Origin of the sequence: Xanthomonas cissicola (genome assembly GCF_008801575.1) — a bacterium.
Classification (GTDB): Bacteria; Pseudomonadota; Gammaproteobacteria; order Xanthomonadales; family Xanthomonadaceae; genus Xanthomonas; species Xanthomonas cissicola.
The window spans coordinates 31,797-48,892 of sequence record NZ_VZPL01000034.1; the positions used below are offsets into that span (position 1 = coordinate 31,797).

The 17,096-nt window shown below is 63.9% G+C and carries 11 protein-coding genes and 1 pseudogene; 9 read left to right on the forward strand and 3 right to left on the reverse strand.

Annotation, left to right across the window (positions count from 1 at the left end; genetic code table 11):
• Positions 1-68: 68 nt before the first annotated feature.
• The 6 genes from F7R02_RS14840 (at position 69) to azu (ending at position 6,871) form a co-directional block, all read left to right on the forward strand.
• A complete protein-coding gene (locus F7R02_RS14840) occupies positions 69-2,351 on the forward strand; it encodes a TonB-dependent receptor (RefSeq protein WP_172397217.1) in 2,283 nt (760 codons plus the stop codon).
• A 69-nt stretch (positions 2,352-2,420) separates the two neighbouring features.
• Complete coding sequence (locus F7R02_RS14845; protein WP_167521040.1) at positions 2,421-4,028, forward strand: flavin monoamine oxidase family protein; 1,608 nt, start codon at positions 2,421-2,423, stop codon at positions 4,026-4,028.
• A complete protein-coding gene (locus F7R02_RS14850; protein WP_078589670.1) occupies positions 4,025-4,450 on the forward strand; it encodes a c-type cytochrome in 426 nt (141 codons plus the stop codon). The genes F7R02_RS14845 and F7R02_RS14850 overlap by 4 nt, the downstream gene beginning before the upstream one ends.
• Before the next feature lie 24 nt (positions 4,451-4,474).
• Positions 4,475-4,978: a RidA family protein gene (locus F7R02_RS14855; RefSeq protein ID WP_033485671.1), complete on the forward strand. Its 504-nt coding sequence runs from the start codon at positions 4,475-4,477 to the stop codon at positions 4,976-4,978.
• A gap of 30 nt (positions 4,979-5,008) precedes the next feature.
• Positions 5,009-6,211 (forward strand): pyridoxal phosphate-dependent aminotransferase, encoded by a 1,203-nt coding sequence (locus F7R02_RS14860; protein ID WP_078589671.1) that lies wholly within the window; start codon positions 5,009-5,011, stop codon positions 6,209-6,211.
• A gap of 210 nt (positions 6,212-6,421) precedes the next feature.
• Positions 6,422-6,871, forward strand: coding sequence for an azurin (azu, locus tag F7R02_RS14865; protein ID WP_078589672.1), 450 nt, complete (start codon positions 6,422-6,424; stop codon positions 6,869-6,871).
• Positions 6,872-6,952: 81 nt separating this feature from the next.
• On the opposite strand, the gene F7R02_RS14870 is transcribed toward azu, so the two are convergent.
• Together F7R02_RS14870 and hemL are read right to left on the reverse strand one after the other, a co-directional pair.
• On the reverse strand, positions 6,953-9,724 hold the full coding sequence (locus tag F7R02_RS14870) for a winged helix-turn-helix domain-containing protein (protein ID WP_078589673.1): 2,772 nt from the start codon (positions 9,722-9,724) through the stop codon (positions 6,953-6,955).
• Between the two features lie 531 nt (positions 9,725-10,255).
• The gene (gene hemL / locus F7R02_RS14875; RefSeq protein WP_005911957.1) at positions 10,256-11,545 is read right to left on the reverse strand and encodes a glutamate-1-semialdehyde 2,1-aminomutase; all 1,290 of its coding nucleotides are present in this window, start codon (positions 11,543-11,545) and stop codon (positions 10,256-10,258) included.
• 301 nt (positions 11,546-11,846) lie between these two features.
• Here hemL and F7R02_RS26390 point away from each other — a divergent pair.
• A pseudogene (locus F7R02_RS26390) lies at positions 11,847-15,025 on the forward strand (outer membrane beta-barrel protein).
• An 830-nt stretch (positions 15,026-15,855) separates the two neighbouring features.
• Here the strand turns inward: F7R02_RS26390 and thiE are convergent.
• A complete protein-coding gene (gene thiE, locus F7R02_RS14890) occupies positions 15,856-16,494 on the reverse strand; it encodes a thiamine phosphate synthase (RefSeq protein ID WP_033485666.1) in 639 nt (212 codons plus the stop codon).
• 23 nt (positions 16,495-16,517) lie between these two features.
• Here thiE and F7R02_RS14895 point away from each other — a divergent pair, with 23 nt between their 5' ends.
• Entirely contained in the window at positions 16,518-16,757 is a 240-nt protein-coding gene (locus F7R02_RS14895; RefSeq protein ID WP_016851074.1) for a rubredoxin, read from the forward strand.
• A 152-nt stretch (positions 16,758-16,909) separates the two neighbouring features.
• On the forward strand, positions 16,910-17,096 hold a 187-nt coding region (locus F7R02_RS14900; RefSeq protein WP_151210039.1), incomplete at its 3' end, for a transposase.

Below are 17,096 nucleotides of genomic sequence, written 5' to 3' on the forward strand. Positions count from 1 at the left end.
GTCTCGGGGGAGCGCCCGGTCACTCAGCACGCCACACGTCTCCAGGGGTTGATTGCATGCCAAAGTGCTTGAACACCGATCAATTGGCGGCCTCGGTCGCCGACATCCTCGCCACCACCCGCCCACGCCACGCGCTGGCGTCCATGACCTTGCTGCTGGCCGGCGCGCAGAGCTTGCCTGCGCTGGCGCAAGACGCACGCACGCTGGATGCGGTCAGCGTGGTGGGCACCGGCTCCACGCGCACCACGGCGTCCATCTCGGTAGACGAGATCCAGGCGCAGGTGCCCGGGGTAGCGCCACAGCAGCTGTTGGCCAGCCTGCCCGGCGTGAACGAGCAGACCACCGACCCGTTCGGGCTGTATGAGTTCGGTGATTCGATGACGATCCGCGGATTTTCCGCCAACCAGATCGGCGTGACGTTGGATGGCATTCCGATCGAAACCTTCGACACCCGCGAAGGCGGGCCGATCACCCGTTACGTGTCCAGCGAGAATCTGCTCGATGTCACGGTGTCGGCTGGTTCGGGTGACGTCACCCAGCCGTCGTATCACGCGTTGGGCGGTGCGATCCGTTACACCAGCCTGCCACCGAAGGGCGGCGACAGCTGGAGCGGCAATCTCACCCAGACCATTGGGTCGGACGATCTGGTACGCAGCTTCGTGCGCCTGGACACCCCGGACTGGTGGGAGGGCGGCCCCAGCGCGTATCTGTCCGCCTCGCGCACGCAAGGCGGGGTGTGGGACATGGAGCCGGCCACGCAAAAGAGCGACCACTTCGAAGCCAAGATTCGCCAGGCCTGGGATGCAGGCAGCCTGACATTGGGCTGGATCTACAACAACCGCAAAGACTACGACGTGCAGTCGTACAACTCCGACGGTTCGGTGTCCTGGGATCTGCATGAGCGCATCACCGGCAACCCGGAAGTGGATGCCGAGCACTACAGCGAATGGCAGAACGGGCGACGCGATTCCTTGCTCAGCCTGCACGGCGATTTTCTGTTCAACGATGCGATCGGCTTCACCTTTACCGGCTATTACGAAAATAAGCATGGGTATGGTGTCGGCGGCACCCCGCCGAGCACGGCGACGGGCTTGTACAACGATGCCATCGCCGGCACACCCGGGCGCACCGATATCGCCATCAACGATCCGCAGATCGTCGATGCCAACGGCAATGTCACCCACGTCGGTGCGATGACGCGGCGCGAGGAAATCATGGGCGGCGATCGCTATGGCCTCACAACGTCGGTGTCGTGGGAGACCGAGCACAACAAACTCGAAGTCGGTGCGTGGTACGAAAACTACGATTTCGATCAGGTGCGCCCGCTGTACAACCTGGATCCGGCCACCGGCGCATTGCTCAAAAGCGCGCTGCCGATCGTGATCTACTACGACAACCACTTCTCCACCGAAGTGAAGCAGCTCTACATCAAGGACACGCTACGCCTGCTCGACGACCGGCTCACGATGGAATTCGGCGCCAAGGGGCTGGATGTCAAACGCGACTACAACGGCATCGCCAATCTCGACGACTTCAATGTCGGCATACGCCGCGATGTCACCATCAAGAACAGCGATTGGTTCCAGCCGCAGGTCGGCGCCAGCTTCCAGCTCGCCGAGGGTGTGCAGGTGTTCGCCAACTACGCGGAAAACTTCAGCTCGGCGCCGCGGCTGGCGCTGACCTCGGGTGCATTCAACCCGGATATCGCACCGGAAGAATCCACCAACATCGATATCGGCATCCGTGCCGAATCCACGCAGTGGAGCGGCTATCTCGCCGCCTACAAGATCGATTACGAAAACCGCATCATCGCGCTCACCGACCCGGACCCGCTGGTGGTCGCGCCCACCGTCTACGCCAACGTCGGCGACGTGCAGACCTACGGCGCGGAAGTCTCCGGCATGTGGAAGCCGGCCCCGGGCTGGCGGTTGGGCGCATCGCTGACCTGGAACAAGTCCGAATTCCAGGACAACTATTTCGGCCCGGTCAGCGGCAACCTGGTGCAGGTGGAAGGCAACGAGGTGCCGGATGCGCCGAAGGTCATGTTCAGCGTCAACGGCGGTTGGGAAGGCGCGCATTTCTTCGCCAACCTCGATACCAAATACACCGGCAAGCGCTATGGCGACACGCTCAATACCGATCGGGTGGATGCCACCTTCATCGTCAACGGCAGCGTCGGGTATCAGGGCGGGGACAGCGGGTTTCTTGCCGGTGGCCGGTTGCAGCTGTCGGTCTACAACCTGTTCGACAAGGACGATGCGATCGGTGCGGTGTTTCCCAACGAAAGCTCCGGTTCGTATCAGTTGATCGCACCGCGCCAGCTGTTCGCCAGTCTGGCGTACACGTTCTGAGGTGCAGCCGCGGCCGGCAAGGTTGCCGGCCGCGTGCGTTGGTCCATGACATGCAGGGGACGTGCGTTGATGCAAGGCAATCACACGGGAGCGATGACGCGGCGGCAATTGCTGGCGCGCATCGGCATGACCGCCGGCGGCGCAATGATGTATCAGGCGATGAGCAGCCTGGGCATGGCGGCCGAGTCCACCTTCAAAGGGCCGCTGCAACTGGATGGCGACCCCAAGGGGACGTCGGTCTTGATCCTCGGTGCCGGGCTGGCCGGGATGAGCGCGGCGTTCGAGTTGCGCAAGGCCGGTTACCGCGTGCAACTGCTCGAATACAACGACCGCCCCGGTGGCCGTAACTGGACCCTGCGCGGTGGCGACCGCTATGCCGAGCTAGGCGGGGCCACGCAGCATTGCCATTTCGACGACGGGCTGTACCTCAATCCAGGGCCATGGCGCATTCCGCATCACCACAAGGCGGTGTTGAGCTACTGCAAGCAGTTCGGCGTGGCGCTGGAAGCGTTCAATCAGGTCAATTACAACGCGCTGCTGCACAGCCAGAAAGGCTTCGGCGGCAAACCGCAGCGCTTTCGCGCCATCGACGCCGATTACAAGGGCCATGTGTCCGAGTTGCTGGCCAAGTGCACGCAGCAACACGCCCTGGACGCGGCCGTCAGCCGCGAGGATCAGGAGCTGCTGCTGGAATCTCTGCGCACCTGGGGCGCGCTCGACCAGAAGTTCGGGTACGTCAAAGGCAAGGACAGCAGCGAGCGGCGCGGGTTTGCGCGCTATCCCGGTGGCGGCTTGTCGGGCAGGCCGGAATTCTCCGATCCTTTCAGCGTGCAGGACGTGCTGCGCTCACGCCTGTGGACCACACTGGCGGCTGGCAACAACTACGAAATGCAGACCACCATGTTCCAGCCGGTGGGAGGCATGGACCAGATCGGCAAGGCATTCGCGCGTCAACTGGGCGATGCCATCACCTATAACGCCAAGGTCACCAAGATCGATCAGGACGGCAGCGGCGTGCGCGTGTCCTGGCAGGATGCGGCGCGTGGCGGCGAAGAACGCCTCGCCAGTGCGGATTGGTGCATCTGCACCATTCCGTTGTCGGTGCTCAGCCGCATACCGGTCACTGCCAGCGATGCGATGACCACGGCGATCGGCAAGGTGCCGTACGCGGCATCGGTGAAAGTGGGCCTGCAATTCAAGCGCCGTTTCTGGGAAGAAGACGAAGCGATCTACGGCGGCATCAGTTACACCGATCTGCCGATCACCTTGATCAGTTATCCCAGCACCAACTACCACAGCCCGGGCAAAGGCGTGCTGCTCGGTGCCTATGTCTGGGGGCTGGACGCCTACCAGTTCACCGCGATGCCCCCGGAGCAGCGCGTGCGTAAAGCGGTGGAGTACGGCACCCAGTTGCATCGGCAGTATCCGCGCGAATTCGAAAACGGCATTGCGGTCGGCTGGCACCGCGTGCCCTTCACGCATGGCTGCTTCGGCATGTGGAGCGAGCAGGCGCGCGCCGAGCATTACGAACCGCTGTGCCAGATCGACGGCCGCCTGGCGCTGGCCGGCGAGCACGTGTCGTACATTCCGGCCTGGCAGGAGGGTGCCATTCTGTCGGCGCACGATGTCGTTGGCCGCCTGCATCGCAAGGTCATTGCCCAGGGAGCGCGCGCATGAGTCTGCTGCCAAGAGCGTGCGGCGCCACTGTTGCGCTCGCCATTCTCGCCTTGTTGCTGCCGCCCAACGTGCGCGATGCGCAGGCGCAGAGTTCCGATGCCACCCAGCTGTTTCCGCAGCAAGGCTTCGCCAAGGCCTCCGGCCAGGACGTTTACCGGGCGATCTGCCAGGGCTGCCATATGCCGGCCGGGCGTGGCGCGCAAGGTGCCGGCGACTATCCTGCGCTTGCCGGCAACCCCAAGCTGGCCGCCGGCCCGTACGTGACCATGATGGTGCTCGACGGCCACGCGGGGATGCCGGGTTTCGCCGACATGCTCGACGACCGCCAGGTGGCCGAAGTGGTGAGTTATGTGCGCACGCACTTCGGTAACGACTATGCCGAGCGCGTGACCATCGACGACGTCAAATCGCTCCGCCGCTGATCTTCTCTCCTACAAGGAATTGCCATGCCACGTTCCATCACGACCGTTCTTAGCGCCGCAGTAGTGTGGGCTGCCGGTCTCGGTGCCGCGCACGCCGCCGAGGTGATCCGCCACAAGATTCCCAACAGCGATTTCCCAATTGCTGCTGCGGTGGAAATTCCCGCCGGCAAGGCCACGGTGTATGTCAGCGGCAAGGTGCCGGCGGTGATCGATACCAATGCGCCCAAGGATTCCGCTGCTGCCTATGGCGATACCAAGGCGCAAACGGTGAGCGTGTTGAACCAGATCAAGCGGCAGCTAACCACGCTGGGGTTGGGCATGGGCGATGTGGTGAAGATGCAGGTGTTTCTGGTCGGCGATCCGGCGATGGGCGGCAAGATGGATTTCAACGGCTTCATGGAAGGCTATCGCCAGTTTTTCGGCACCAAGGAGCAACCCAACCTGCCGGCGCGCTCGGCATTCCAGATCGCAGCGCTGGGTAACCCGCTGTACCGGGTCGAGATCGAAGTGGTTGCCGTGCGTCCCTGAATCCGCGTTGTCATCCTGCTGGAGGTTGTCATGAACACTGCTCTTTCGCGCCGCGCTTTTCTACGCGACTCCGCGTTGTTTGCCGGCGCCGCCGGTGCCGGCAGCTTGCCGCTGCTGGCCAGCGCCTTCGAACGCGCCACTGCCATCGCGCCCGCACCGGCAACGGCGCTGGCACCGGTGATGATCGACTCCAATGAATTTCCGGAGGGACCGTCGGCAGCCGCAGTAAAGGCCATCGCGCAGATCGTCCCGCAAGGCGGGCGGTATTTGCGGCAGGTACAGATGGAATTGATGACCACCCTGGCTGCCGAGCTCGCGCTGCCGGTCGATCACCTGATGGCGTATGCCGGATCCACCGAACCGCTCGACTACACGATGCTGGCATTCACTTCGCCCAGTGCCGCGTTGGTCACGGCCGACCCCACCTACGAATCCGGTTGGCGTGCGGCAACCCGCAATGGCGCGCGCCTGATCAAGGTGCCGCTGCGCAAGGACTTTTCGCACGATGTACAGGCCATGTGCGCGGCGGACGCCAACGCGGGCGTGATCTACATCTGCAACCCCAACAATCCCACCGGTTCGGTCACCACACGCAAGGATCTGGACTACGCTTTGGCGCACAAGCCCAAAGGCAGCGTGTTGGTGGTGGATGAGGCGTATATCCACTTCGCGCAAAACACGCGCAGCATGGTCGACATGGTTGCCGCAGGCGAAGACGTGGTGGTGTTGCGCACCTTCTCCAAACTCTATGGCATGGCCGGCATCCGCCTGGGCTATGCGGCCGCGCGTCCGGACCTGCTGGCCAAGCTGAAGTTCTACAGCGTCAACAGCTTGCCGGTCACCGCCGCCGCTGCCGGGCTGGCCAGCCTGCGTGATCCTGCACTGGTGCCGCAACGGCGCGCACGTACGGCCGCCACGCGCACGGATATGATGGAGTTTCTCGCCAGGCAGGGCTATGCGTGCACTGCCTCGGAGAGCAACTGCTTCATGGTGGATGTAAAGCGGCCTGCCGCCGGTTTCAAGGACGACATGGCCACCCATGGCGTGTTCATCGGCCGCAGCTGGCCGGTGTGGCCAACCTGGTCGCGGATCACTGTGGGCACCGATGCGGAGATGGCGCGTTTCAAGCAGGCGTTCGTACAAGTGATCGCCGGTAAGCGCGGCCCGTTGCCGGTGCCGGCCATCGCCTCCGCAGCAGCAGATCCGATGGATGCGTTTTTCCGTTACGCGTGAAGCACGCATGCGGCCGAAGGTCTGCTTGCAATCAGCAGGGCGCCTGGCATCGTTGGTCGATGCGCGAGCGCATGCAGTGGGCTGGCGCGTGATGCCCTGTTGATTGCGACTCCGCGTTACTCTGGCACTATCAGCACCTCTGACCACGTCGCTGTTGCAATGGTGCGCCGCGTGCGATGTGCTGCACCTTCCCAACGCAGGAGTGTTCTCTTGAAGCTGTTTTCCACGATTGCTGTGTGTGCGCTGGCGCTGATGGCGCCGACGGCATGGGCACGGACATGCGCGGTGACCATCACCGGCAACGATCAGATGAAGTTCGACCAGAGCGCGATCAAGCTAGCGCCCGAGTGCACGCAGGTGGAGCTTACGCTCAAGCATTCCGGCAAGATGGCTGCCACCGTGATGGGGCACAACTGGGTGTTGACCAAGTCTGCCGATTTCCAGGCGGTGGCCAATGCCGGCGTACGTTCGACCCTCGCCGACAGCTATCTGCCCAAGGCCGACGCGCGCGTGATTGCGCACACCAAGGTCATTGGCGGCGGCGACAGCACCACGGTGAGTTTTCCCACCAGCAAACTGAGCAAGGGCGCCGACTACACGTTCTTCTGCTCGTTCCCCGGCCATTGGGCGATGATGAAGGGCACGCTGACGTTCGGGTGATGCGTGCGGGCGGCCAATGCTGTCAGGCCTGGCCGCCACACGTGCAAACCTGCGTTGAACGCAAGATGCATGCGACCTGGGTCAGCCAGGTCGCAGCGGCTGATCTGCATGCGGGCCGCTTCCACGCAACAACCCGCGCTGCAATGCTTGCGCAAGCGCGCTTTCGCGGCTGCGCGCGTCGAGCTTGCGGTACAGGTTTTTCAGATGGAATTTGACCGTGTTTTCCGACAGGTGCAGGCAGCGTGCGATCTGCTTGTTGGAATAGCCACGCGCCAGTTGCGCCAGCACTTCCAGTTCACGCTCGCTGAAGATGTCACCGGCCGGGTCGTCGTCGCCGCTAAGGCGTTCGAGCAAGGCCTGGATGGTCAAGGCACGCGTGGTGCCGCCCACGGTCTGCGGGTCGTGCTGGCGTAGCGAGCGCAGCATCGCCTTGGCCGGCAAGCCCAGTTCCACGATCGCCTGCCAGCTTTGCGTGAGCGCGACATGGTCCAATGCGCTGTACAGATACGGCAGGGCGGCAACCAGTTCGCCACGTTGCTGCAGTACCAGCGCGATGCGTACACGGGCGCGCGCCAGATGGCAGACATTGTCGTTGGCCAGGCAGGCTTGCTCGATCTGCCCGAGGATGCTCAGCGCGGCGCTGCTGCGCCCGGCCAGGCGATGCCAGCGGGCCAGTGCGAAGCCCATCGCCGCGCGATCGTGCCAGCGGTGTGGCGAGCGCAAGGTGTGCGCCAGACCGGATTCGCCGCCGGTACGTGCGATCAGCACATCGATGGCGGCGTTGCCTGGATGTTCCAGCAACAGCATCAGCCGCCATGCTGCAGCCAGTTCCGACAAGCGCGCCAATTTGCGTCCGTGTGCGATCTGTTCGATATGCTCCAGCAACAGCAACGCGCTGCGTCCGCTATGGTCGCGCACGCGTTCCAGCCCCAGCGCAGTGCCGTATCCGGCGGCCAGCACGTCCACGCCGCCATCGTGTTGCTCCAGCAATTCCAGCGCCGGATGCAGCAGGTCGGCTGCGTCGTCGTGATGGCCGCGTTCGTAGTGCAACTGCGCAAGCAGGCACTGAGCGGCGGCTTCCAGCACCCGATCCGGCTGCGGGGTACGTGCGCACCAGCTCAGTGCCTGCTGATAGCAGGCTTCCGCATCGCTGAGCCGGCCGCGATAGAACAGGCTCTGCCCCAGCGACAACATTGCCTGGCTGGCACCGACGTCGCTACCGCCGCGCTGCATGGTGTCGCGCGCGTTGCGCGCGTAGCGCTCGGCAACCGCGAACGCGCCTTGCGCAATCGCGGTGGTGGCGCAGATGCAGAGCAACATGCCGCGGCCGAGATGGTCGTCTTCATCCAGTGCGCCGGCCTGGGCGGCGATCTGGGTCAGGCCATGCGGGTTGCCGCAGATTTCATCCAGACGGTCGCGCAACAGCGCCACAACCACGGTGTAATCGCGCTGGAGCGGCTCGCGTAGCGCAGCCGGAAAATCGCGGAAGCGCTCCAGCAACAGGCGTGCGTGGCTGAACTCGCCAAGCCTGATGTGCAGATGCGCCTGGGTGAGATTGAGCGCGGGCGTGTCGCGAATGGTGCGGTGGTCGAAATGGCGCAGTAGTGCGCGCACTTCATGCGTGCCGTGAGTCAGCAGCAGCTGCCAGGTGCCGGCGCGTGCGATGTAGCTGGCGGCAAGATCGCCGCAGTTGCCGCGCCACGCATGCCGCACCGCTTCGGCAAGATGCTGGTGATCACCGAACCAGCGCGCTGCGCGTTGATGCAGCTGCACGCTCTGCCCTGGATGTTCGCGGTCGAGCAGTTGCTGCAAGAAGTCGGCAAACAGCGGGTGATAGCGGAACCATTCGCGCTCGCCATCCAGCGGCACCAGCAGGCCATGAAAATGCTCCAGCCGTGCCAGCAAGCGGCCGCTGTCCTCGCGCTGGCGCACTGCATCGGCGAGCGCGGCGTTGAAGCGTTCCAGCGGGCTGGTGCGTAGCAGGAGCTCGCGGGTGTCCGGGTCCAGATCGTTGACCACCTGTTCGGCCAGATACGCGGCAATATGCGCGCTGCGCCCTGAGAAACGTGCGGCGACTTCCTGCTGACGTTGGGTATCGCCTTGCAGCCACAGCCGCGCCAGTTGCAGCGCCACTGGCCAGCCCTCTGTGTAGTTGCGTAGTTCGTCCACCACCGGTGTTGGCACGTGCGGGCCTAGCAACGCCTGCGCTTCGGTGTTGTCGAGCGCCAGCTGCGTGCTGCCGATGCGGCTGAGCTGCGCGTGCAGATCCAGCCGCGCCAGCGGCAGATTGGGCACGCGGCGGGTCGCAAGCACCAGATGCAGACGCCCACCACTGTGTTCGATCAGGCGTAGCACCAGTTCATCGACAGGGCTGCTGCCGAGTCGGTCGTAGTCGTCGAGAATCACGCTGATGCGGCGGGGCGCCGCGCGCAGCGCGCGGATCAGCAATGCCGTCGCGTCGCGCGGGTCGTGATCGCGGTTGTTCAGCACGGTGGCGCACAGCGCGTGGTCGGCGCCTGCGTTCTGCAGCGCCAGCGCAAGATGGCCGAGAAAACGCGCAGCGTCGGCATCTTCTTCGTCCAGCGACAGCCATGCCACCGGGCCCTGCTCGCGCGTACTCAGGTGCGCATGCCACTGCGCCAGCAGCGTCGTCTTGCCGAATCCGGGTGGGGCGAGCAATAGCGTCAGCGGGCGTGCCTGCGCCTGATCCAGCGCAGCCAGTAGCGCGCCGCGCACCACCGCGGCGGGGCGCGGCAACGCAGGCTCCAGCTTGCCGGCAAGCAGCCAATCGGGAATCGCGGGGTCGCGCGAGGGTGACGGGCGCGGGGTGAGCAGCGCAACAGGCTTGAGCATGAGGCGAGAGCGGCCGTATCGAGCGTCGACAGCGTGCCGGCTCGGCACGCTGCAGATCGGGGTGAAACAGCGGCAATGCAGCGTAATCACCTGATTCGGCGACGACGGTGCAGCGGCTGCTTCGAGAGTCCCCACCCATGCCCGTCCCTGAGCACCTTTCAGAAACATATGACAGCGACAGGACAAAAGCAAAGTGTGCTGCGCCGAGTTGAGGACTTCACCGCGGCAGATGCGCCTGCTTGTGCGAGGTGAAGGAACGCTAGAGGTCGCCTGGTGCCGGTGGTGCGCGTTCGGAGGCACCGCCACACAGCCTTAGGGGCACGCGGTCACGCGCACCGCCTTGCAGGTGCTGCTGGCGCAAACGAAATACGCTAACCGCACAGCCAGACTTACATGCAACTCCGGTGAAGCATACCTCGCCAACATTCTGAGCAACCGCGAGTGCGGCACGATCACGCGCACCGCAAACCCTCGAAGCCGCGCGCTAACTGCTCACCGATTCCCAACTCCCCATTCCCGATTCCCAGCCGATCAGCGCGCCACTTCCGCAAATGCCTCGCGCGCTGCCGCCAGCGTGGCGTCGATCACCGCCTCGTCGTGCGCACTGGACATGAAGCCGGCTTCGTACGCCGAGGGCGCCAGGTACACGCCCCGCTGCAGCATCGCGTGAAAGAATCGGTTGAAGGTGGTGATGTCGCACGCCGTGGCCTGTGCGTAGCTCTCCACGATGTCGTCGGTGAAGAACAGCCCGAACATGCCGCCAACCTGGTTGGTGGTGACGGCGATGCCGGCTGCGCGCGCAGCATCTTCCAGGCCTTCGCATAGCATGCTGGTGGCCTCGCTCAAGCGCGTGTGGAAGCCCGGCTCCTGCACCAGCTCCAGCATCGCCAGGCCTGCAGCCATGGCCACCGGGTTGCCCGACAAGGTGCCGGCCTGGTAGATCGGCCCGGCCGGAGCAACCTGCTCCATCAAGTCGCGGCGGCCGCCGTAGGCGCCCACCGGCATGCCGCCGCCGATGATCTTGCCGAAGGTGGTCAGGTCCGGGGTGACGCCGTAATGCGCCTGCGCACCACCGAGCGCGACGCGGAAGCCGGTCATCACTTCGTCGAAGATCAGCAACGCGCCGTGCCGCGTGCACAGCGTGCGCAGATGCTGCAGATAGCCGGCCTGCGGCGGAATGCAGTTGGCGTTGCCGACCACCGGCTCGATGATCACCGCCGCCACCTCCGCACCGATCTCGTCGAACAGCGCGGTGGCGCCCTCGAAGTCGTTGAAGCTCAGCGTGGCGGTCAGCTCGCTCAGCCCTGCGGGTACGCCGGGCGAGGTCGGTACGCCCAGGGTCAGCATGCCGCTGCCGGCCTTGACCAGAAACGAGTCGCCATGGCCGTGATAACAGCCTTCGAACTTGATGATGCGATTGCGCCCGGTGGCGCCACGCGCCAGGCGTACCGCCGACAGCGTCGCTTCGGTGCCGGAGTTGACCATGCGCACCATCTCGCAGGAGGGCACCAGCCGGGTGATGGTCTGCGCCATCGCCACTTCGGCTGCGCACGGTGCACCGAACGAGAGCCCGTTGCGGATCGACTGCTCGACCGCTTCGCGCACGGCGGGGTGGTTGTGCCCGGCAATCATCGGCCCCCACGAGCCCACGTAGTCGATGTAGCGGTTGTCGTCGACATCGAACAGATATGGGCCATCGGCGCGCGCCACGAAGAATGGCTCGCCGCCGACCGACTTGAACGCCCGTACCGGCGAGTTGACGCCGCCGGGTAGCAAGGTCTGCGCCTGGGCGAACAGGGCGTGGGAGCGGGAATGGTTCATGCGCAGATCCTTGAGGAGTACCGATTGGGGGCATCGACGCCCGGCAGCTGGCATCGCGTCCGCCATTGTCAGGCCTGCGGCCTCGCGCGCCTACCCGCAGGGAGCCCGCCTACCCGTCGGAGTGGGCGGGTGGGGGAACTCGGCTGCCTATGATCGAACGCGACGGGATCGACAGTTTGGAATGAGCTGATGGCGCCCAGTCATTGGCATCCGGCTGTAGATGTTCAGAAAGTGTGATTTCGGTAGCCGATGGCACCGTTCATTTGTCGCTTGCCGACAGTTCAAGACCTGGGGAGAGAGCATGAACCGTAGTATCCAGAAGCGTGCCTTGGCATTGGCCTTGGTCGTGGCCATGGGCAGCGTCCACGCGCAGTCCACCACCGGCAGCATCGTCGGTAGCGTGGGGCAGGGCAGTGGCACGAGCGTGCTGGTGGAAAACAACAGCGGCTTCAGCCGCGAGGTGCCGGTGGACGCGCGCGGTCGCTACACCGCCGGCAATCTGCCGCTGGGCACCTACAAAGTGACGGTCAAGCGCGAAGGCGCGGTGGTGGAAACGCGCGAGAACGTCGCCATCACCGTCGGGGCCAATACCGACGTGTCGTTTGCTGCCAGCGCCGCGGGGAGCGGCGTGCAGACCCTGGACAGCGTCACCGTCAGCGCCGCCAGCCTCACCACCATCGATGTCAGCAGCGTGGATACGCGCACCGTCGTCACCGCCGAACAGTTGCAGCAACTGCCGCTGGGCCGTACCGCCGAAGCGATTGCGCTGCTGGCACCGGGGGTGGTGGTCAACAGCGGCGGTTTCGACAACGGCCCGCTTGGCGGCTCGCTCCCCAGCTTCGGCGGCTCGGCCGCCAGCGAGAACGCGTACTACCTGAACGGTTTCAACACCACCACCATCAGCAACAACCTGGGCGGCCTCACCCTGCCGTACGGCGCCATCGACCAGCAGGAAATCTTTACCGGCGGCTACGGCGCGCAGTACGGCCGCGCCAACGGCGGCGTGATCAACCAGATCGGCAAGCGCGGCACCAATGAGTGGAAGTTCGGCGCTGCAGTGATCTGGGAGCCGAACGGCCTCAGGGCCAATCAGCGCGACATCTATTGGCGCCCGGACAGCCAGGGCAGCACCATCAACAACGCTGCCTATCGCTATGCGCGTGCGGCCAATGGCCTGTATCAGCCTGCCAGTGAGGCCGAAGCCAACCAGACCACCTACAGCGCCTATGTCGGCGGACCCATCATCCAGGACAAGCTGTTCTTCTTCCTGGCCGCCGAGCAGGTGAATTCTGACGGCGTGCGCGTAGGCACCAATCGGACACCGACAACGGCCGCACCGGCGGCCTCACCGACTACGACTACAAGCAGAAACGCTGGTACGCCAAGGTGGACTGGAACATCACCGACAACCATCTGATCGAGGTGACCGGTGCCAGCGACGTCGCCGAAACCAATGGCTCGATCTATCGCTACGACTATGTTGCGCGTGAGCGTGGCGCCTACTTCACCGACGAATCCACCTGGAAAACCGGGCCGACGCTGTTCACCGGCAAGTACACCGGCTATCTGGGCGACAACCTCACCGTGACCGCCCTGTACGGCAAGATGAGAACGCCGGACGAACTGACGCCGTTCAACTACAACGCCGCCAATGGCCCGGTGATCAATAGCGCCGCATTGCAGAATCCTGCCTACACCGGCGGCACACCGCGCATCGGCAACCAGCTGGTCACTTCGGTCAGCTCGCCGGACCGCGAGTACAAAAAAGACAACCAGCGCCTGAATCTGGAATGGCGCATCGGCCACCACACGCTCAACTTCGGTATCGATAACCAGAAGTCCGAAGGTATCGATGTCGGCTCGATCCTCTCTGGCCCCGGCTTTGCCTGGACCTACGGACAGACCAACGACCCGTACGGGCTGGCCACCGGCGGTCTGGTCAGCCAATCGGCCAATGAAGCCGGCGGCATCGGTGCGCCAAGCCCGGGTTTGGTGGATCCGGTCAACGGATCCAGTGGCTACTACGTGGTGCGCAACATCAACACCAGCCTGTATTCGTACGAGGCCAAGCAACGCGCCTACTACATCGAAGACAAGTGGCAGGTCACCGACAATCTGCTGCTGAGCCTGGGCTTGCGCAAGGATGAGTTCACCAACTACACCCCGTTCGGCGATCCCTACATCGAAATCGACAACGCGTGGGCGCCGCGCCTGGGCTTTAGCTGGGACGTCAATGGCGATTCCAGCTTGAAGGTGTTCGGTAACCTTGGCCGTTACTACCTCGGTCTGCCGCTATCGGCGGTGAGTCTGTTCACCCCGGCCACCACCACCGATACCTACTACACCTACAGCGGCATCAATGCCGACGGCACGCCGATCCTGGCGCAGCAGCTGGGTTCGGCGGTGTCGGCCAATTCGCGCTTCGGTCGCATTGCCGACGTACGCACCGCGGTGGCCAAGGACATCGAAGGCGAAAACCAGGACGAACTCATCCTCGGGTTTACCAAGCAACTCGATAGCGGCTGGGTGCTGGGCGTGCGCGGCACGCATCGCCGCCTCAATGCCGGCATCGACGACCAGAACTACGATGTCTCCAATACCGCGTTGATCGATGCGGCAGCGGCGCAAGGCGTGACCATCGATTTTTCCAAGGTGGCGGGCGCATCGTTGATCAATCCGGGCCAGACCAATACCTGGGGGGTGATTGGCACCGATGGCCAGTTCCACGAAGTATCGGTGAGCCGTGAGGCGGCAGGTTTTCCGAAGTTCAAGCGCAATTATTCGGCGGTGGAATTCAATCTGGAGCGTCCGTTCGACGGCAAGTGGTATGCCAAGGTCAACTACGTCTGGTCGCATAGCTACGGCACCACCGAAGGCCAGGTGCGTTCGGATCTATGGCGCACCGGCGGCGCGCTCGGTAGCTATCAGGGCCAGGCCTCGGTCTCGACCACGCAGAGCTGGGACCACGCGGCGTTGATGGAACACTTCAACGGCGATCAATCCAACGATCATCGCCATCAGCTCAAGTTGTTCGGCTTCTACCAGTTCACCCCGCAATGGGGCGCCTCGGCCAATTTCAGCCTGATCTCCGGCGCTCCGCACAACTGCCTGGGCAACTACTACGGAACCGAATACAGCGGCCGCGATCCGGCCGGCTATGGCGGCAGTGCAATTACCGGCGGCCCTTACCACTACTGCTACAACCCGCAGACCGGCACCGGCGTGGCATCGCCTCCCGGTTCGCAGGGGCGCCTGGGCTGGATCGCGCAGCTGGATATGGGCGTGACCTACAAGCCGGCCTTTGCCGACGGCAAGCTTGCAGTGCGCTTTGACGTGTTCAACATCACCAACGAGCAGACCGCGACCAACATCTACCCGTTCTCGCAGCTGCCCGACAACACCACCAACCCGCTATGGGACCAGGTCGTCGCCTATCAGGCGCCGCGCTCGGGCCGGGTGACGTTGAGCTACGATTTCTAATCGCGTCATTTGATACTGCAGTCCCGGCAGCGACGCGTGGTGGCACGCGTCGCTGTTTTTTGTTTCGGGGATGGCGGTCGAATTGGGGCGGCTCTGCTGAGTGAAGACAGACAGCCGGCTTGCTGAGCGCAGTGCACTTGATCTCGGCGTTCGGCTAGCAGGGGTACGTCATGATCGCCTGTATGCATCGCTTTCAATAAAACTGCCAGCAAACTGTCTGGCGAAGGCACCGCGCACGCGACGTTCGAGGCGACGCGATGCAGTGAAATACATGTCGCGGTCTTGAAGTGGATTGGACGGTTTGTATGACCAAGCCTAGGAGCCTTAGATCTGCTTCTTGGCTGCAGGGCCCTTGCCCGCCTACCATCGCGGGACACGCTGCAAATACGTCCCTGTAAGCTCTTACGCGGCATCCATGCCGCGTAAGGTCCCGCGCCGGTAGGCGGGCAAGGGCCTGTCGCGTTGGTTGGTGTGCATGTGAGAGCAGCGCTTGAGGCGCTTTCCACATCGGTCAATCACCAGCTTCTCTTGTCATTCTCTCGTCGTGCCTGGCAAGTGCCATAACGAAGCAATCGGCAGCAGCGTGGCCGCCCATGCAATGACCCGCTCTCGGTTGGCCGCCAGCCAACTTTCTGGTGCGGTGTCCTCGCCACTTGCGGGACCGTTGGCGGCATGGATGCCGCCATCGAGCCTAAGGACGGATTTACGGCGTGACCCGCGAGCGGCGACGGCACCGCGCGCGCGACGCACCCGGCTGTTCACCCAAGCGATGCAGCGAAATGAAAAACACGCTGTCTTTAAATCGATTGAAGCGCTTGGATGAACAACTTTCAAAGCTTGCCGCGCTGAGCCGCAAACCCTGCGCGATACCCCTGTACCGCTGCGACCGGATCCGGCGCCGCGTACACGCCACTGACCACCGCAATGAGATCGGCACCCGCAGTCACCAGCGCAGGCACCTGCGCTGGTGCGATGCCGCCGATCGCCACGCGCGGCACGTCAAGCTCGGCCGCTTGCTGTAGCAGCGCAGGCGTTGCGCGCCGCGTGGTCTGCTTGGTGGTGGTGGGGAAGAACGCACCGAACGCGACATAGCTCGCCCCGGACGCCGCCGCTGCGTGCGCGCGCTCGATATCGTCGTAGCACGACACCCCGATGATGGCCTGCTCGCCCAGCAGCGCGCGCGCTGCCGCCACGTCGCCATCGTCTTCGCCCAGATGCACGCCTTGCGCACCGACCTGCGCCGCAAGCTGCGCATCGTCGTTGATGATCAACGGCACGCCATGGGCCGCGCATGCCTCGCGCAAGGCGCCGGCCTGGCGCAGCCGCAGCGCCGCATCCGCCTGCTTGTTGCGGTATTGCAGCCAGGTGATCGACCCCAGCAACGGGGCCGTGCGCAGGAGCAAGCGCTGCGTGTTGGGCTCGTCGGGGGTGATCAGGTAGACGCCGCGAACGTTAAGACGGTTGGGCATGGCAACGCTTCCGAAAGCGGTGGATGGGATGGGACAATGCAGGCCCACTGTTGCATGGCCGCGATTATCCGATGAGCGAGACATCCACGACCACCTATCGCACCTGGATGTGCGTCGTCTGCGGGTTTCTCTACCACGAGGCCGACGGCATCCCCGAAGAAGGCATCGCCCCGGGTACCCGCTGGCAAGACGTGCCCGACACCTGGACCTGCCCCGATTGCGGCGTGACCAAGGAAGACTTCGAAATGGTGGAGCTCGATTGAGCTGCCGCCAACGGCGTGCAATCAGGTGGTGTTCTCTACCGTGATGCTGTTGCGATGTGGGCACGAGAATGCGTGCGTTGCCGAGAACCACAGGGCGATGCCCTATCTAGGGCCTGTTAACACTAATGGCCCGAGCGATTAAACTATTGGGCATGGAGATCACGCCAGCACAATTTTCTCTGATCGAACACTGCCTGCCGGCGCAGCGCGGCAATGTCAGCATGACCAACCTGCAAGTGGTCAACGCCATCCTTTACGTTGCCGAGCATGGCTGCAAATGGCGCGGCCTACCCAAGCGCTTTGGCAACTGGCATACGGTCTACACACGCATGAACCGTT